14 protein-coding genes are annotated in these 17,614 nt (G+C 45.2%); all 14 read left to right on the forward strand.

Translation table 11 applies throughout. The annotated features are described in order from the left end of the window. The first annotated feature begins 10 nt into the window (after positions 1-10). The 14 genes from ACFQZR_RS04945 (at position 11) to ACFQZR_RS05010 (ending at position 17,569) form a co-directional block, all read left to right on the forward strand. Positions 11-688, forward strand: a complete 678-nt coding sequence (locus ACFQZR_RS04945) for a response regulator transcription factor (protein ID WP_379343368.1) — start codon at positions 11-13, stop codon at positions 686-688. Continuing rightward, the gene (locus ACFQZR_RS04950) at positions 685-2,091 is read left to right on the forward strand and encodes a HAMP domain-containing sensor histidine kinase (RefSeq protein ID WP_379343371.1); all 1,407 of its coding nucleotides are present in this window, start codon (positions 685-687) and stop codon (positions 2,089-2,091) included. Before ACFQZR_RS04945 ends, ACFQZR_RS04950 begins: the two co-directional genes overlap by 4 nt. Before the next feature lie 154 nt (positions 2,092-2,245). Further along, positions 2,246-3,802, forward strand: coding sequence for a tRNA (N6-isopentenyl adenosine(37)-C2)-methylthiotransferase MiaB (gene miaB, locus ACFQZR_RS04955; RefSeq protein ID WP_379343376.1), 1,557 nt, complete (start codon positions 2,246-2,248; stop codon positions 3,800-3,802). A gap of 46 nt (positions 3,803-3,848) precedes the next feature. Further along, positions 3,849-4,307, forward strand: coding sequence for a YlbF/YmcA family competence regulator (locus ACFQZR_RS04960; RefSeq protein WP_018757930.1), 459 nt, complete (start codon positions 3,849-3,851; stop codon positions 4,305-4,307). 170 nt (positions 4,308-4,477) lie between these two features. Next, positions 4,478-5,536, forward strand: a complete 1,059-nt coding sequence (locus tag ACFQZR_RS04965; RefSeq protein WP_379343379.1) for an ABC transporter ATP-binding protein — start codon at positions 4,478-4,480, stop codon at positions 5,534-5,536. Positions 5,537-5,547: 11 nt separating this feature from the next. Next, positions 5,548-7,266, forward strand: a complete 1,719-nt coding sequence (locus ACFQZR_RS04970; RefSeq protein WP_379343382.1) for a putative 2-aminoethylphosphonate ABC transporter permease subunit — start codon at positions 5,548-5,550, stop codon at positions 7,264-7,266. 168 nt (positions 7,267-7,434) lie between these two features. Then, complete coding sequence (locus ACFQZR_RS04975) at positions 7,435-7,872, forward strand: NfeD family protein (RefSeq protein WP_379343384.1); 438 nt, start codon at positions 7,435-7,437, stop codon at positions 7,870-7,872. 1 nt (position 7,873) lies between these two features. Then, positions 7,874-8,806, forward strand: a complete 933-nt coding sequence (locus ACFQZR_RS04980; RefSeq protein WP_018757934.1) for an SPFH domain-containing protein — start codon at positions 7,874-7,876, stop codon at positions 8,804-8,806. Positions 8,807-8,950: 144 nt separating this feature from the next. After that, complete coding sequence (locus ACFQZR_RS04985) at positions 8,951-9,721, forward strand: NUDIX domain-containing protein (RefSeq protein WP_379343386.1); 771 nt, start codon at positions 8,951-8,953, stop codon at positions 9,719-9,721. Positions 9,722-9,742: 21 nt separating this feature from the next. Further along, positions 9,743-10,276 (forward strand): cysteine hydrolase family protein, encoded by a 534-nt coding sequence (locus tag ACFQZR_RS04990; RefSeq protein WP_379343388.1) that lies wholly within the window; start codon positions 9,743-9,745, stop codon positions 10,274-10,276. 28 nt (positions 10,277-10,304) lie between these two features. Continuing rightward, positions 10,305-11,756 (forward strand): nicotinate phosphoribosyltransferase, encoded by a 1,452-nt coding sequence (locus tag ACFQZR_RS04995; protein WP_379343390.1) that lies wholly within the window; start codon positions 10,305-10,307, stop codon positions 11,754-11,756. A 327-nt stretch (positions 11,757-12,083) separates the two neighbouring features. Beyond that, a complete protein-coding gene (locus ACFQZR_RS05000; RefSeq protein ID WP_379343392.1) occupies positions 12,084-16,322 on the forward strand; it encodes a glycosyl hydrolase family 95 catalytic domain-containing protein in 4,239 nt (1,412 codons plus the stop codon). A gap of 291 nt (positions 16,323-16,613) precedes the next feature. Beyond that, positions 16,614-17,225 carry a copper resistance CopC family protein gene (locus ACFQZR_RS05005; protein ID WP_379343395.1) on the forward strand — a complete coding sequence of 204 codons (612 nt, stop codon included), beginning with the start codon at positions 16,614-16,616 and terminating at the stop codon, positions 17,223-17,225. 188 nt (positions 17,226-17,413) lie between these two features. Continuing rightward, positions 17,414-17,569 (forward strand): hypothetical protein, encoded by a 156-nt coding sequence (locus tag ACFQZR_RS05010; RefSeq protein WP_379343397.1) that lies wholly within the window; start codon positions 17,414-17,416, stop codon positions 17,567-17,569. Positions 17,570-17,614: the final 45 nt, after the last annotated feature.

Raw genomic sequence — 17,614 nt, forward strand, 5'->3', positions numbered from 1 at the left:
AATGGGGTCGATGAGAAAGGTACTCGTGATCGAAGATGAACGTCATTTGGCGCGATTTATCGAGTTGGAGCTCAAGCATGAGTCCTTCGACGTCCATATTAGTTACGATGGTAAAACGGGGTTAGAGCAAGCGTTGAGCAAGGACTGGGACGTCATATTACTCGATGTGATGCTCCCAGGACTGAATGGTATGGTGGTATGCCGTCAAATACGGCAGGTGAAATCAACGCCGATCATTATGATTACTGCAAGGGATGGTATTACGGATCGGGTAAGTGGTCTGGATCTCGGTGCGGATGATTATATTCCTAAACCATTCGCAATTGAAGAATTGTTAGCAAGGATTCGTTCTCTTATACGACGTGTTGAAGATCTTAGAGGGACGTCAAGTACCGTTCTAACTTTCCATAACCTCAAGGTAGATCTGGATGCGCATGAGGTTCAGATTGAAGGACAACAGCTTGAACTTACCAAGAGAGAATACGATTTGCTCGTGATTTTTATGCAGAATATTAACCGCGTTCTGACGCGAGAAGTGTTGCTCGATTCGGTATGGGGATATGATTCGGAAGTGGAGACTAACGTTGTTGATGTCTATGTGCGATATTTGCGTATAAAATTAAAAAGTATGGGTGAAGAGAATATTATTCATACGGTCCGAGGAACAGGATATGTGATGCGCTCATGAGTGAATGGAGACAGTATCTCTCTAAATTACCTCTACGATGGAAACTAACTGTATGGTCAGCCGTTGTGCTGTTTATTTTGTTCATCATTTACGCTGCGGTTCATTATTTTGTGATGAATCAATGGCTTGTACGCCAGTCAGAGCAGAGTATCCGCAAAGATATGAGTCAGCTCCGGATGTATTTGGAGGAGAAACGGGTATCAACGCCAGCAGATTTTCTGGCCAGCCGCCGGTTTATGGAGAAATTAAGCGAGACGGATCAGCTGATTCGAATCGTGAATGAACAGGGAAAATCAATTGTCGTCGTATCAGATGGCGTGAATGAGAATTGGATCATTCCGCAGATGGTTGATGCTCCGGAGCTCAAATATGTCACCCAGGGCGATGATCATTTCATCATTTTTCGCAGTCCGATTATTACGAGTCAGTTCCGAGGAACGATAGAAATCATCAACAGTCTAGAAGCATTCGATGCACTAGGCAGGCAAATCCTGATTACTACATTGATCGGCGTTATTGTTGCCATATTAATGAGCGTTCTAGGCGGATGGATCCTCTCGCGTCAATTATTAAAGCCCGTACAATCCATGGCGAAGACGATGCGCAGAATTAAACGGAATGGCATGCAGGAGCGGGTTGCAACAACGGAGTCGAAGGATGAAATCTCGGATTTGTCCATGATGTTCAATGCGATGATGGATGATTTAGAAGCTTCCTTCCTGCAGCAAAAACAGTTTGTTGAGGATGCATCTCATGAACTGAAGACACCTATCGCAATCCTTGAAGGGCATCTATCCCTCTTAAATCGATGGGGGAAGGAAGATCCCGAAATATTAAATGAATCTCTACATGTGTCTCTGCAAGAGGTGGTGCGTCTGAAAGGGATCGTGCAGGAATTGATCGATTTAACACGAGCCGATGCCGTGAAGGATCAAGCGGCGGAGCCGATTGAAATCATGGAGCTCATTCAGAACATTGCCAATCGAGTCTCCGTTATTCATCATGAGTTTCGATTCGTGCAGGATCTCAGCAGTCTGCACCATATTGAGATTAAGATCGCTCCATTTCATTTTGAACAGATTTTGCTAATATTGTTGGATAATGCGATGAAATATTCAGAGCGGATCAAGGAAATACACATTATTGGACAAGTCCAATACAACCGGGTAAAGATTCAAGTAATAGACCAAGGGATCGGGATCCCGGAAGAGGATATTCCGCGTGTCTTCGACCGCTTCTATCGCGTGGATAAAGCAAGATCGAGAGAGAGCGGTGGTGTAGGTCTCGGACTATCGATTGCTCGACGCCTCGTTAATGCGTATCATGGTGAAATTACAATAGAGCCAGGGTTAGAGCGGGGCGTATGTGTGACAGTGCAATTTCCGATCGTGATGAATAGTTAGGGAGGATTCCTCTCTTGAAAATAGCATTAAGATAAACCCAATCACCTGTTTCGGTTGCGATGCAGGTGATTTTTCTATACTTGCATGATATAATTAAAAATTGGATTCATGAGATGACAATGATGATTTCAGTATAGAGGGAAGTGGATCGAATTTGACTGAGCAGAATAACAAATCCAAAGACTATGCGAAATATTTTGACTTTACGACAGCCAAAGTAGTTAAACAAGAAGAGGGTAAAACCACGTACCGCATCAACGGACGTGAAATATCGATTAATTCTGCACCGAATCATAGTGAAGAGAAACGAAGAGGTAAAGAAGATATTCAAGTTCACTATGATGCAGGAATTCCAGATGAACTGAAGGACCTCGGTAAAGGCAAACATTATATTATCTATACATTCGGCTGCCAGATGAATGAACATGATACCGAGACGATGAAAGGTATGCTCGAAGAAATGGGCTACCAGAGTACAGAAGATCGTAAGCTCGCGGATGTTATTCTACTGAATACATGTGCGATTCGCGAAAATGCAGAAGATAAAGTATTCGGAGAATTAGGTCATCTGAAGCACTTGAAGACGGAGAAACCGGGATTGTTACTTGGTGTGTGCGGTTGCATGTCGCAAGAAGAATCGGTCGTACATCGGATTATGTCGAAGCACGGCTTCGTCGATATGATCTTCGGAACCCATAACATACATCGCTTGCCTTACCTAATCCAAGATGCATTATTTAGCAAGGAAATGGTCGTCGAGGTATGGTCCAAGGAAGGCGACATTATCGAGAACTTACCGAAGAAGCGGGAAGGAATGCGTGCATGGGTTAACATCATGTATGGCTGTGACAAGTTCTGTACATATTGTATCGTGCCGTTCACTCGCGGAAAAGAACGCAGCCGCAGACCTGAGGATGTCATCGCGGAGGTACGGGATCTCGCAAGACAGGGTTTTAAAGAGATTACCCTTCTTGGACAGAATGTTAACGCGTATGGTAAAGATTTTACAGATATCCAATATACCTTTGCGAACTTGATGGATGATATGAACAAAATCGATATTCCTCGCATCCGATTCATGACATCCCATCCGCGCGATTTTGACGACCATCTGATTGAAGTATTAGCGAAACGTGGCAACTTGGTTGAGCATATTCACCTTCCGGTGCAATCCGGCAGCACCCAAATGCTCAAGATCATGAGCCGCAAGTATACGAGAGATCAATACTTGGAATTGGTTCGTAAGATCAAACAAGCGATATCGGATGTGGTTCTTACCACAGATATTATCGTTGGGTTCCCTGGTGAGACGGATGAGCAGTTCGAAGACACGCTTTCGCTTGTGAAGGAAGTTGGATATGATTCGGCCTATACCTTCATTTATTCTCCACGCGTAGGAACACCTGCAGCCTCGATGGAGGACAATGTTCCAATGGACGTGAAAAAGGAGCGCTTGCAGCGCTTAAATGACTCGATTAAGCAGTCTAGTCGTCAGATTCATGACCAAATGGTCGGGCAGGTTGTAGAAGTGTTAGTGGAGGGGGAGAGTAAGAACAACGCCAATATGTTATCGGGACGTACACGTACGAATAAATTGATTCATTTTGAAGGCTCGAAAGACCTGATCGAGACCTTCGTACATGTAAAAGTTACCGATTCGTTCACATGGTTTATGAAAGGAGAACTTGTCACCGAGCAAGTCCCTATGTAAAATAGTCTCATGTCCAGATTTATTGGGAAAGAATGGAGAGATAACGATGAGCCATGATCATCACGATCATTCGCATGAAGAGAATCAGATTCCTAAATTTGAAGTACGAGATCTCATCGTACGTGACGATATTATGTCGAAGGCCAAGGAGCTTGCAGACTTGATCTACACCTCCGAAGAAGTGAAGATGTACCAACAAGCAGAGAAGACGATCAATACTAACGATCGAATCCAGCTGTTGATTGCTTCCATGAAGAAGAAGCAGAAAGAAATTGTCGCATTCGAGAAATTCCAGAATAATTCGATGGTCAGCAAGATCGAGAAGGAAATCGATGATCTTCAAGAAGAACTCGATAATATCCCGATCGTAGCAGAGTTCCAACAGAGCCAGAGCGATCTGAATTACTTGCTGCAAATGATTATGACCGCAATCCGTGATACCGTATCGGAGAAGCTGGTTGTTGAAGAAGGTAAAGACGTACCCGCATCCAAATGCGGTGATTAAGCAAGAAGAGCTGTCTCCTACGCTATTAGCGTAAGGTGCAGCTCTTTTTTTATAAATCCTCATTTTCCAAGTGGTTGCATCTACAAAATCTTTATAATTTATTGACATGATGTTAACAATTGTTGCCTATAGTTAACTTGCTAACATATTTGAGTTATGGAGGATACACGATGCAACCTTATTTACAACTAGCGCAAATCCATAAAAAATTTGGATCATTTACTTCGCTTAAAGGCATTGATTTGCATATTGAAAATCATGAATTTGTGTGTTTGCTCGGACCGAGTGGATGCGGAAAGACGACATTACTACGGATCATCGCAGGACTCGAGACCGCAACGGGAGGTTCGATTACGCTCGCGGGAAAAAATATTACAAGAATGCCAGCAGGGCAACGGAATTTCGCGATGATGTTCCAATCGTATGCGCTATTCCCGAATCTCACCGCTTATGAGAATATCGCGTATGGCTTGTACACGAAAAAGCTATCGAGAGCGGATATCAAGAAGCGGGTAGAAGAGGTTCTGGATCTTGTGAATCTGACTGCGCTGGCAGGTCATTATCCGGGCCAATGCTCCGGCGGTCAGCAGCAGCGGATTGCTCTTGCCCGTGCACTTGCGATGGCACCCGATGTGCTGCTGCTGGATGAACCATTGTCAGCACTGGACGCGAAAGTTCGCGACAAGCTTCGCCGTGAGATTCGTAACCTTCATGAGAAGTGTGGTATGACGACCATTATGGTAACGCACGATCAAGAAGAAGCGCTTACGATGGCGGACAAGATTGTTGTCATGAACAATGCGGAGATTGTACAGATTGGGACACCACAGGAAGTCTATGAACAACCGAATAGTCCTTTTGTTGCTGATTTTATTGGCGCGATCAATTTCATGAAGGACGATTCGACGCGTGAGCTTCATCCACAAGATCAACAGGCTTCAGCGATTCGACCGGAGCATATTCATCTTGGAGCATTTGCAGATGATGAAGGTGGAGCACTGCAGTATGGCAAAATACAAAATATCGAATTTCGCGGCTCCTTCTATCGTGTCACTTTGCAATGGATGGACGATGAGCGTCTCGCAAACCCGCGCTTCGTGATGATCGATATCTCTACCGAACAGTCAAAAGGGCTTCAGCTCACGAAGGAGCAGATCATTCCCTTTAGTCTTCCTAAGGAACGGATCATTACATTTGAGACAGAGAAACCGATACTGGTGCGTGCGTAGGGGGATTATACGTGAAGTGGAATGAGATTTTACAACGACTGCTATTACTTCTTATTGTGATTCTACTCGGATTCAGTATTCTGCTTCCGCTCGGCAGTTTATTTGAGAAAGCATTCATGAATGAACAAGGGCAATGGATCGGGGTATCCAATTTGCTCAATTATATGAAATCACCTGCATTACTTCAATCGCTAGGACATACGATGTATGTCTCGATAATTAGTACAATCATCTCAGTTGGCTTAGCATTTGTGTATGCTTATGGCATTGTGCGCACACCGATGAGAGGGAAGACATTTTTCCGATATACTGCGATGCTGCCGTTATTTGCTCCTTCGATGTTCTTCGGGCTTGCGCTGACCTTTATGTTCGGGAATCAAGGGTTTATCACGACTGGATTTTTCGGGCATCTGCCATTTGGTATCGATATTCATCTCTATGGGCCTGTAGGGATCATTATCTCGGAAGTGGTGTATACGTTCCCGCAAGCCTTTTTAATTCTAGTGGTTGCATTATCGATGTCAGATTATCGGTTATATGAAGCGGCAGAGATGCTCGGTGCGAATCCAATTCGGAAGTTTTGGACGGTCACGCTTCCAGGGACCAAATACGGACTTATCAGTGCCTTCTTCGTCTGTTTCACGTTAGCATTTACCGACTTCGGGGCGCCAAAAATTGTCGGAGGACAATACAACGTACTCGCCACTGATATGTACAAGTATGTCATTGGACAGCAGAACATGACGATGGGGGCTACCGTCGGACTAGTTCTCATCGTTCCTGCATGCCTCGCGTTTCTTGTAGATCGCTACTTAGATCGTAAACAGAAGAATGCGGTCAGTTCCAAGGCTGCCCCGTATCAATTGGTGCCTCGCGTATGGCGAGACCGGCTTTACACGATTTATTGTGCGATCATCTCCGGTGCGATTCTCGTCTTATTACTTACGGTAATATTCGGCGCTTTTGCGAAGCTCTGGCCATATAATTTATCGCTCACCTTAGACCACTTTGACTTTACAAAGGTTGCAGGGGGAAACGGTTGGGAGCCTTTCTGGAATAGTATCAGAGTGGCGGCATTGACGGCTGTCATCGGAACATTTGTGACTTATTTGACGGCTTATGCGATTGAGAAGATCAATCATTGGAAGTTTGTTCGCCAGATCAGTTATTTTCTAGCGATCCTTCCATTAGCTCTACCTGGGTTGGTACTGGGACTTGCTTACATCTTCTTCTTCAATGATCGATCGAATCCAATGCACGGCTTGTATGGCTCCATCTGGATTCTTGTTCTCGTTAACATTGTCCATTTCTTCTCCGTTTCCTTCATTACAGCAACAACGGCATTGAAGAAGCTGGATTCAGAGTTCGAGAAGGCATCGGATTCGATGGGTGTTCCGTTCTATCGCACCTTGTTCCGCGTGACGATTCCAATTACGCTTCCTGCAATGATGGAGATGGGGATCTACTTCTTCATCAACTCTATGGTGACGATCTCGGCAGTTGTCTTCCTATACGCGCCGGATTTGAAGCTAGCTTCAGTGATGATCGTGAATATGGATGATGCGGGAGATATCGCGCCTGCATCAGCGATGTCCATCTTACTTGTTGCAACGAGTGTGTTGGTCCGCATTCTGTATGAATGGGCAACATCGGCTATGCGCAAGCGTGCAGCGAAGTGGCAATCTAGAACGAATGACGCGCAGCAAGATAGCGGTGCAATGAAGCTATAATTTTTTTAACTAAGATCAATTTTTGGGAAAAGGCATTCTGACCGGGGACGGTTTGGATGTCTTTTTTGTGATCAATGTGAAAAACTTCGAAGTAAATTGAGCATTCCATGATATTTTCCCCTGAAGCGACGTATATATGGAAGAATGACAGAAGGGAGTGGACAGGAGATGGATGTGTGGGTTGTCTGGTTAATCATTGCGGCTGTTCTTCTAATCGCTGAAATGATGTCTTTCACTTTTTACATGTTATGGCTCGCGATCGGCGCGCTGGCTGGATTGATTGTAGCGCTGGCAGTACCGGAATCATCGCTTCTATTTCAAGTGATCATCGCTGCTGTAGTCGCTGTTCTGCTTACGATCTTCACGAAGCCTCTGACACACAAACTTCGCAAATCTCGTGGGTTCCAGGATGCTGTGGATCAATTGGTTGGGAAGAAAGGGATTGTGACGGAGCCGATTGAGCTTGGTCAAATGGGGATTGTGAAAGTAGAAAATGAATATTGGAGTGCAACGGCGAATAAAACCCTTCGTCGTGATGCAGAAGTCCGGGTGCTGCACCGTCGTAGTACGATTCTAGAAGTAGAACCTTGGGGAGGCGATGTCTAGTATGGAATGGGTTATTACGATTGTAATTCTATTGGTTGTCGTTGTCTTTATCGCACTTACGGTGAAGATTGTGCCGCAGCAGCGTGTTGGGGTCGTGGAACGGCTGGGTAAATTCAATCGACTGTTAACGCCTGGAATTAATATTCTTATCCCGATAATTGATCATGTTCGTACGTATCATGACTTGCGTATCCAGCAAGCGAATGTTCCGCCACAGACGGTGATTACGAAGGATAATGTACAGGTACAGATCGATACGATTATTTTCTATCAGGTGGTTGGACCTGAGCATGCAACGTACGGTATTTCTGATTATGTCTACGGGGTTCGCAATATTTCAACAGCAACGATGCGTCAAATTATTGGGAAGCTGGAGCTAGACGAGACGTTGTCAGGCCGGGAGAAAATATCGACCGAAATCCGCATTGCGCTCGATGAAGCGACGGAGAAGTGGGGCGTGCGAATTGAGCGCGTTGAGGTCATAGACATTAAGCCGCCGCTTGATATCCAGGAATCGATGGATAAGCAGATGAAGGCGGAGCGGAATAAACGAGCCATTGTGCTTGAAGCCGAAGCGGCGAAGCAGGATATGATATTACGCGCTGAAGGGGATAAACAGAGTAAGATTTTGAAGGCAGAGGGAGACAAAGAGGCGCGTATTCGCGAAGCGGAGGGCATGCGGCAGGCGCAAGAGCTTGAAGCACTTGGTCGCGCCAAGGCGATCCAAGCCGTCGCGGAGGCTGAGAAGACACGGATTGAGCTTATTGCTTCGGCAGGGTTGAATGAGAATATTCTCGCTTATCGCTCGTTTGAAGCTCTTACAGATATTTCGAACGGCGCTGCGAATAAAATATTTATCCCGGCAAGTGCAGTTGAGACGCTGGGCAGTATCGGCGCGATCGGTGAGATGTTCAAAGCGAAGAAATCCGTATAGAAGCTGGAAATCGAAGAAAGATAAGCTAAGCGATTATGCGAGGCTTATTTTTTTTGTGATACAATAGAACGAATGATTGACATTTGTGTTTAATATGTCATAATAATAATATCAAAAATACAATAATAAATCGGGGCGAGATCGATGGATTCGACAGAGAACCAGGCATATAATGTGGGGAAATATCGGACACCAGACGGTGCTCCGGCAGATATCGTGATTTTTACGATTACACAAACAGAGAAGCAGACGGCGAAGAAGTCGCTGCCATATCGTGAATTGATGGTGTTGCTTATTCAGCGCAAGCGATGGCCGTTCGCTGGGAGCTGGGCTCTACCCGGCGGTTTTGGCAAAGAATCCGAGACGTTATTTGAGACAGCGCGTCGTGAACTGATGGAAGAGACAGGCGTGGCGGATGTCCATTTAGATTATTTGAACGTATACAGCAAGCCAGGGCGCGACCCAAGAGGATGGATGATCTCACATGCCTTCTTCGCACTTGTGAACGAGAAGTGGCTGGAGAAGCGCAAAGCCCAAGACGACGCCGAAGATGTGAAATTATTCACGGTAATGGAAGCACTGCACGAGTTAGAGTTAGCTTTTGACCACCGTGAGATTATAGCAGATGCTTATCGCAATATTCAACAACAGATGCTTGTAACGACGATTGCCAAGGAATTTTTACCGGAATTGTTCACGCTAAGTGAGCTGTACCAGGTGATTCAGACCGTTGTTCCAGAATTCAAAGAGACGAATTTTATTCGGAAAATCACTTCGACCCAGAGTCGTAAAGGAATCATTCAAGTGGCTTGTGATGAATCGGGTGAGAAGCTGTATTCCAATCAATACTCACAACGGCCTGCACAGTTGTATCGATTTACAGATTATGTACCGGAAGTGTCGATCTATACATAATGCCAAGAGGAGTGATGAACCATGAGAGCACTGATTGTCATTGATTATACGATTGATTTCGTGAATGGAAGGCTACCAGTAGGCGAGCCCGGAATAGAGATTGAACCTCGGATTCTAACCCTAACCGAAGAATTCGTAGATCAAGGGGATTTCGTCGTGATGGCCGTGGATTTGCATGAAGAGCAAGATGTGAACCATCCCGAATTCAAGCTATTTCCACCCCATAATATTCGCGGTACTGAAGGTCGAAATTTATATGGTGGTCTACAGGGATTGTATCAATCGCGCCAAGATCAGATATATTGGATGGATAAAACGCGTTATAGCGCCTTTTGTGGTACGGATCTAGAGCTTCAATTGCGTACGAGAGGGATTGAGGAGCTCCATTTGATTGGCGTATGTACAGATATTTGCGTCTTGCATACAGCTGTAGATGCGTATAACAAAGGATTTCGTATTATCGTCCATCAAGATGCCGTCGCGAGTTTCAATGCGCAAGGTCATCAATGGGCGCTAGGACATTTCGCTAACACTTTAGGAGCACAGGTCGTATAAGCATCGTGCACATGAGGAGATGAACAGAATGAACGCTGAAGCGATGGCTTTGCATACCGATAAATACCAGATCAATATGATGTACGCCCACTGGGTGAACGGGACACATAACCAAATGGCTGTGTTCGACGCTTACTTCCGCAAGCTCCCCTTCGGGAATGGCTTTGCCGTATTTGCAGGGCTTGAACGGATTGTAAATTATATTAAGCAGCTTCATTTCGATGAAGAGGCAATTCAATACTTGGCAGAGCAGGAAGAACAATATGATCCGCGGTTCTTGGATGAACTTCGACAACTGCGGTTTACAGGCAACTTGCACGCAGTCAAAGAAGGGACGCTCGTATTCCCGAATGAACCTTTGATCCGTGTCGAAGCTCGGTTGTTCGAAGCGCAATTAATCGAGACAGCGATGCTGAATTTCATGAATTTCCAGACATTGATTGCGACGAAGGCGGCACGAATTCGACAGGTTGTTGGCAAGGATATTTTGCTTGAATTCGGTACTAGAAGAGCGCAAGAAGCCGACGCAGCCGTATGGGGTGCGCGAGCAGCATTTATCGGCGGATTCGATGCAACGTCGAACATGCTCGCAGGGCAGCAATTTGGTATTCCTACGAAAGGGACGCATGCACACGCTTGGGTTCAGAGCTTCGACACCGAAGAGGAAGCGTTCGAGAAATTCGCGAAGGCACTACCGAATCAGGTCAGTCTGCTCGTGGATACGTATGATACGTTGAAAAGCGGTGTCCCGCATGCCATTGCGCTCGGCAAGAAATTAGCTGAAAAAGGAAAACGTCTGCAATCCATTCGACTTGATAGTGGCGATATTGCCTACCTATCCATTCATGCGCGTGAAATGCTTGATGAAGCGGGATTAACGGATGTGTTGATCGTCGCATCGAATGATCTCGATGAGAACACGATCTCGGATCTGAAGGCACAAGGTGCGCAAGTCGACATCTGGGGGGTTGGTACACAGCTGATTACAGCAGCTGACCAGCCAGCACTCGGCGGTGTATACAAAATCGTTGCCTTAGAGCGCAACGGCGAATATCATCCAACGATCAAAATTTCTGGGAACCCGGAAAAAGTTACGACGCCGGGCAAAAAAGATGTCTATCGCATCATTGATCCGAATCGAGGCAAAGCGCTCGCAGACTATATCTGCTTAAGCGAGGAAGATGAAGTGAAGCAAGGGACTCGAATTAAGTTGTTCGATCCAATGCATCCTTATCTACATCGGCATGTCCAGGACTATGAGACACAGGTCATGCTAACGCCGATCTTCGTAGCAGGCGAGTTGGTATATGAGCTGCCAACCCTGGAGGAGATTCGTACTTATCATAAAGACCAACTACAACTATTCTGGCCTCAGTATTTGCGGAAAATGAATCCGCATGTCTATCATGTGGACCTAAGTCTTGCAACATGGGATATGAAGCGTAAACTGCTCGAGGAACATATGCAGGAACTGAACTAAATAGGCCGATTAAATACCACCAACTCGTGATTGCAACGGGAAGGTGGTATTTTTCTTTTTGTCCATTGGGACGGGGATAATTAGCGCCATTTCGTATTTGTAATGGTACAATTTTGACCGGTTTGTGTAAGGTTTTGACCTAATAAAATCAAGCATTCATTATGCTTGTATAACCAGATATTTTTCAACTATTATAGGAAAATAATCTATTTTTTACGGACATGATCTCTCTTATAATGGCTTCATTATACAGGAGGGGAGTGCGATCGAATTAGCTCTGAAAGCGTTGTCATGAGCAGGTTTGAGCTGAGAAAAGGAGGTAACGGAATGAAAAAAGCTTCATTTGTTCTTCTGAGTTGGCTTCTAGTCATCGTCTCCATCCCTTGGGGTATCAAGTCCGTAAAGGCAGCAGAGGGGGTACAAGATGTGAATGCTTCAATTGATTGGTCATCTTATTTAGCGAAAAGTGATATGAAGTGGGATATACTCCCGTCTAGTTGGAAAGAGGGCGTGTTTCTCGGAAATGGTCTCCTTGGCACGATGTTCTGGCAGCAAGCTGGGAAGACGCTGAATTTCGAAGTGAGTAGGACGGATGTATTTGATCACCGTAAAAGCTACGACATCCTCTATGGCGATTTATACTCAGAAGCGCGTCTACCTAACGGACATTTTGAACTTGGTTATGTTGGCGGGAATCCTCGGGGGAATATGCGGCTAAGTTTATGGAATGCAGAGGCAAGCGGCACCATTACGACAGATCAAGGGAGCCTGACAATCAACAGCTTCACCCACGCTTCAGAAAACGTCATTGTGCTGGATGTGACGACAACAGGCAATGAGCGCACTTTCTCTTGGGTGTGGAAGCCAGACCCTTCCAAATCGACCAGAACGAACAATCCGCCTGCGGATTTAATCGCTTATCCGGCACAGACCCTGGAGACCATAGGGGATGTTCAAGTAAGTGTCCAATCGATGCCAGAGGACGTGAAGTATCATACGGAGGGATTAGGAGAAGGACAATATGCGACGGCTTGGAAATTCGAGCATCTTGATACCAATCGTCAGATTATCTATATCAGTGAAGGCTTCTCCTACCCAGGGACAGCCGCGAAGCAAGAAGCCATTGATGCCGTTAATCGAGCTTCTGCCGCGGGGATTGACGACTTGCGTGAATCCCATCAGTCTTGGTGGCATGACTTTTATCCGAAGAGCTTTATCTCCATACCGGATGCCAAGAAAGAGAGCTTCTATTGGATTCAGCTATACAAATTAGCTTCCGCGACACGTGCCGATAAGCCGATGATCGATTTGATGGGACCTTGGTTCGCACCAACAACTTGGCCAGGCATATGGTGGAATCTCAATACGCAGCTTACTTATGCGCCTTTGTATGCATCAAATCATCTTGACTTGGCCGGGCCTATGGTGGATGCATTGTATGATAACCGAAGTATGTTAGCAGCGAATACGGGCCCATATCATGCGGATTCTTACGCAATGGGTCGAATGAGCAGTTTGACCATGAAAAGTCCGGTCTACACCGAAGCGGGAAATCTGACTTGGGCGTTGTTTAATATTTGGTCCCAGTATCGAATGACGATGGATGAAGCTTTGTTAAGAGATCAATTGTTCCCGTTGATGAAAGGAAATCTTAATTACTTCATACATATTCTTGGGGATAAACAATCAGATGGCAAATACCATCTTCCAGGGACGGCATCACCGGAATATACCGACAGTGTAGCAGATTCCAACTATACGTTGTCATTATTGAAATGGCTATGCGGGGCCATCCTTGAAGCGAACGACCGATTGCAGGCAAATGACCCGGCGGCTGAGAAAGCACAGGAAATCTTGTCGAATTTAGTGCCATATCCAATTGATGCGAAGAACGGTTTTATGATCGGAAAAGGGGTCAACTTAACCTCCTCCCACCGGCATTGGTCGCATTTAATGATGATTTACCCGTTGCTCGAGTATACCTATGACAATGCAGCCGATGGTGCGTTAATTGATCAATCCGTTGATTATTGGCTCGGCAAATCGGCATCATTCCGCGGTTATTCCTATCTTGCGGGAGCAGCGTTCAAATCGATGAAGGGTGAAGGTGATGCAGCGTTATCTTATTTGGATACGTTCGTGAATACACAAGTTCATCCGAATACGATGTACACGGAATCAAGTCCGGTCATTGAGACACCGATTTTCTTTAATCGCGTATTGCAAGAGATGCTGCTGCAATCCTACAATGGTGTGCTGCGAATTTTCCCAAGTGTACCAAGCACATGGAAGGATTCGCATTTTCATCAGATGCTTGCTGATGGCGGGTTTCAAATCTCTGCCAAACGGCAGAACGGGGCAACGCAGTTCGTGCGGATCCAGAGCTTGGCTGGTGAGCCATTGAAGGTGAAAACAGGGATCGTGGGAGCTGTGAAAGCACACGGAATTCGCAATTTTCATGTTACGGATCTCGGGAATGGTGTGGTAGAAGTGGATTTGAAAAAAGGGGAGTGGGTCATCCTCTATGCCGGAAATGAAATTCCTGACTTGACTCTCTCGCCGGTCTCGGTCCTAGACAAGATTAATGCCTGGGGTATAGCCATGCCGCCGTTAAGTACGGTCACGGTTAAAGCTGCACCATCCGTATTAACTCCAGGTGAGTCAACAACGATTCATGTGGAAGCAAGATCGGCGAGCGGTGCTATACTTCCAACGCATGATGCTCAGATCCATATAACGTTATCTGACAATACTATTGCGTCTTTGAATCAGGATACGATGGAGCTCACAGCGCTCAAGAGCGGCGATGTGTCTATCCATGCTTCGCTCACCATGGATGGTGTTACCAAAACAGAGAGTTATACGGTGAAAGTTACACCTAGCCGCTCAGAACTGCAGCAGATCCGTGTAGGGTCATCCGTGCCCAGTATTGACGCAGCTGTAGGGTCAACGGTAAATCTGAAGCTTGAAGGTGAGATGAGTGATAAGCGTTTGATCGATTTCACACAGGATCCTAGATTTGTAGCTGTGGATTACAATACCACGGTTGGCTTCGCAACGATTGATGATCGTACGGGAGTTCTAACCATGAAGGAATCACCAGGATCAGCGAAGGAAATCTCTGTAACGGCTCAGGTCACTTTGCGTGATGCGGTAACCTATTCGATCGATTTTGAAGACGGGACGGATGAGTCCGGGTTTGGTGATACGTTATGGGATACAGCCAATAAAGGCTTAACGCTCTCGAAAGAAATGTCTTGGACAGGGAATCAGAGTGCGGAGTATATCGGCCAAGGGACGCGGAAGAAAATATTCGATACGAGTCAGAATGGGATAATCACCATGATGTTCTATGATGATGCAACGATTCAAGCCTCGTCGATGCAGCTCGTTGGTTCCATCTCGAACGGAACCGATGCGAGCCGCGCCATGATCGGTGTGTATAATAACAATGCATTCTATAATTATCGTTTCGGATCAACTTGGTCCAATTCATCCATTCCACGATCTACAGGTTGGCATGAATTCAAATGGGATTATAGCTCCAATATAGACATCAAATTGTACATTGATGGCTCATGGATTGCGACGAACACGACACTGCCGAAGCAATTTAATACGATCGTGTTCGGTTCTTTCTGGGGTGGGACGGTGTTCAACCGGAATTTTATCGATGACATTAAAGTGATCAAATCACAAGATACGATTGCTGCGATACCACGAACCATCACGATCGCACGAGTGGATAAAGCTGCTCTTGAGTCCGCAATATTGAATGCGCGAGATAAGCTTAACGCTGCAACCGAAGGAACACAGAACGGCCAATATCCTATAGGTTACAAAGCACTTCTACAGCAGGCAATCGATCGGGCTCAGATCATCGCAGACAATCCTTCGGCATCGGAAGAACTAGTCGCACAGGCGATGAAGGATTTGGACGCAGCCGTTCAGTCCTTTGACAACGCTGTGAACTCTGAGGTGAAGGTTTCATTAACAGGGCCAACAGCTGTTCAGTCGAACCAAAATTTTCAGGTAACGATAGGCATGGAGAATATCAAGAATGCGATTCTTGCCCAAGACTATTCTTTGAGCTACGATAATGAACTCTATGAATTTGTTCAGGCTAAATCGTTAGTTGCAGGGGTGAATCTGATCTCGATAGATTCCAAAAAGCCGGGCCAAATCCGATTCATACTTGTAAGTGAAGGAGCAGATTATTCCGTCATTGGTGATGTAGATGCCATTGAAGTCGAATTTAGAGCGAAACTACGAACAGAGACTGCTTCTGGAACAATGAATTTGATTTCTAGTAGGTTAGCGGATGCCAATGGACGTGAATATGAATCCACGGATTCGTCTATCGTGATCCAGGTTGTTGCTGGAATTCCAGAAGACGTGAATGGGGACGGCAAAGTGAGTATTGGTGATCTTGCGATGATTGCAGTTCATTACGGCAAGTCGATCAGCAGCCCAGACTGGGAGCAGGTCAGACGCGCTGACATCGACAACAATCATTTGATTGACCTGAATGATCTTGTCATTGTTGCGAGGAAAATTATGAATTAGTAGGGTGGAAGAAGGGTGTTCCTGTAGATTAGGGCACCTTTTTCTATTTCATACTATTTTTATATAGACCAATATTTACCATTAGAATAAAATTGAAAGAGTATAACATTTCTGTATTTAGAAAGGATCGTTCTTTTGCAGATATGAGAAAAAATAATGAAGAATAGCAAGTAGAGATATTAATTTCTATACTTGTTGCGTAAGTCAATAGCCCCTTCGAGTCATTTGAATCATCAGAACAGTCTGTTATAATGTTCGGGATTCATAATTTAGCTTGAAGGAGTAACGAAAATGAAAAAATCAATGATATTTTGCATAGCACTCATTTTTACCCTGATTTTACCGACGACGATCTTCGCACATACGGGATTGAAAGATTCGACCCCTAGCAGCAAAGAAGTCGTAACGACCGAATTAAAAGAAATTACGCTCAACTTCAAAACAACAATTGGTGAATTAAGTTCCTTCGATATTCTTGATGCATCCAACCAAAAAGTCGATTCGTTAAAAGTAACGGTGCAAGATAAATCGATGGTTGGAACATTGCCAGAAGCGCTGCCGAATGGCGAATATACGGTGAATTGGAAAATTCTCGGCGAAGATGGACATGTCGTCAAGAACTCCTATTCGTTCACCGTGAAGATGCCAGAAGTGAAGCAAGAGGACAAGACAGCGAAGCCAGATAATACGAAACAAGAAGCTAAGCAACCCGAGCAAGTTACTCCCGACAAGGGGTCTAATCCACAGGACGATACTACTTCTGTCACCGAACCGGTGAAGGACGAGACGAAAGTTACGGATGAGTCATCATCTAACATGCTACTGCCTGTAGGAATTGGTGCAGTTGTCGTCCTATTATTGCTCGTAGTCTATCTCATGAGCAGAAAGAATAGAAGAAAATAATGACTCAAGCGAAGACATATTCGTCTCTAACGGATGTGTCTTTTTTGCATGCATGGAGTAATTAGCGTCTTAGGGAATAGTAGTCACCCAAAACCTAAATTCTCGTTTAATAATTGAAAATGTGCTTGCAAAACTCAAATATGGTGTGTTATGGTAATACTACTTTAAGAAAAGGAGGTGTAGGCAGGATGAATATCAATCTAATGGATCAGAACATGAAGATGAACGTGATGATGGTACAAACAGCTAGCTTTGCATATGATGGAGCTACTTACGCTACAGGTCTGTCCATTTTTGCACATAGCGAGTTTACTCACACGGAACGATTCCTGCCTAAACCTTAGCGGACGTAATAGCTAAAGGGCTGTAGGGACTCCTCCCTACGGCCC

Source organism: Paenibacillus sp. GCM10027629, from assembly GCF_042676425.1.
Lineage (GTDB): Bacteria > Bacillota > Bacilli > Paenibacillales > Paenibacillaceae > Paenibacillus_K > Paenibacillus_K terrigena.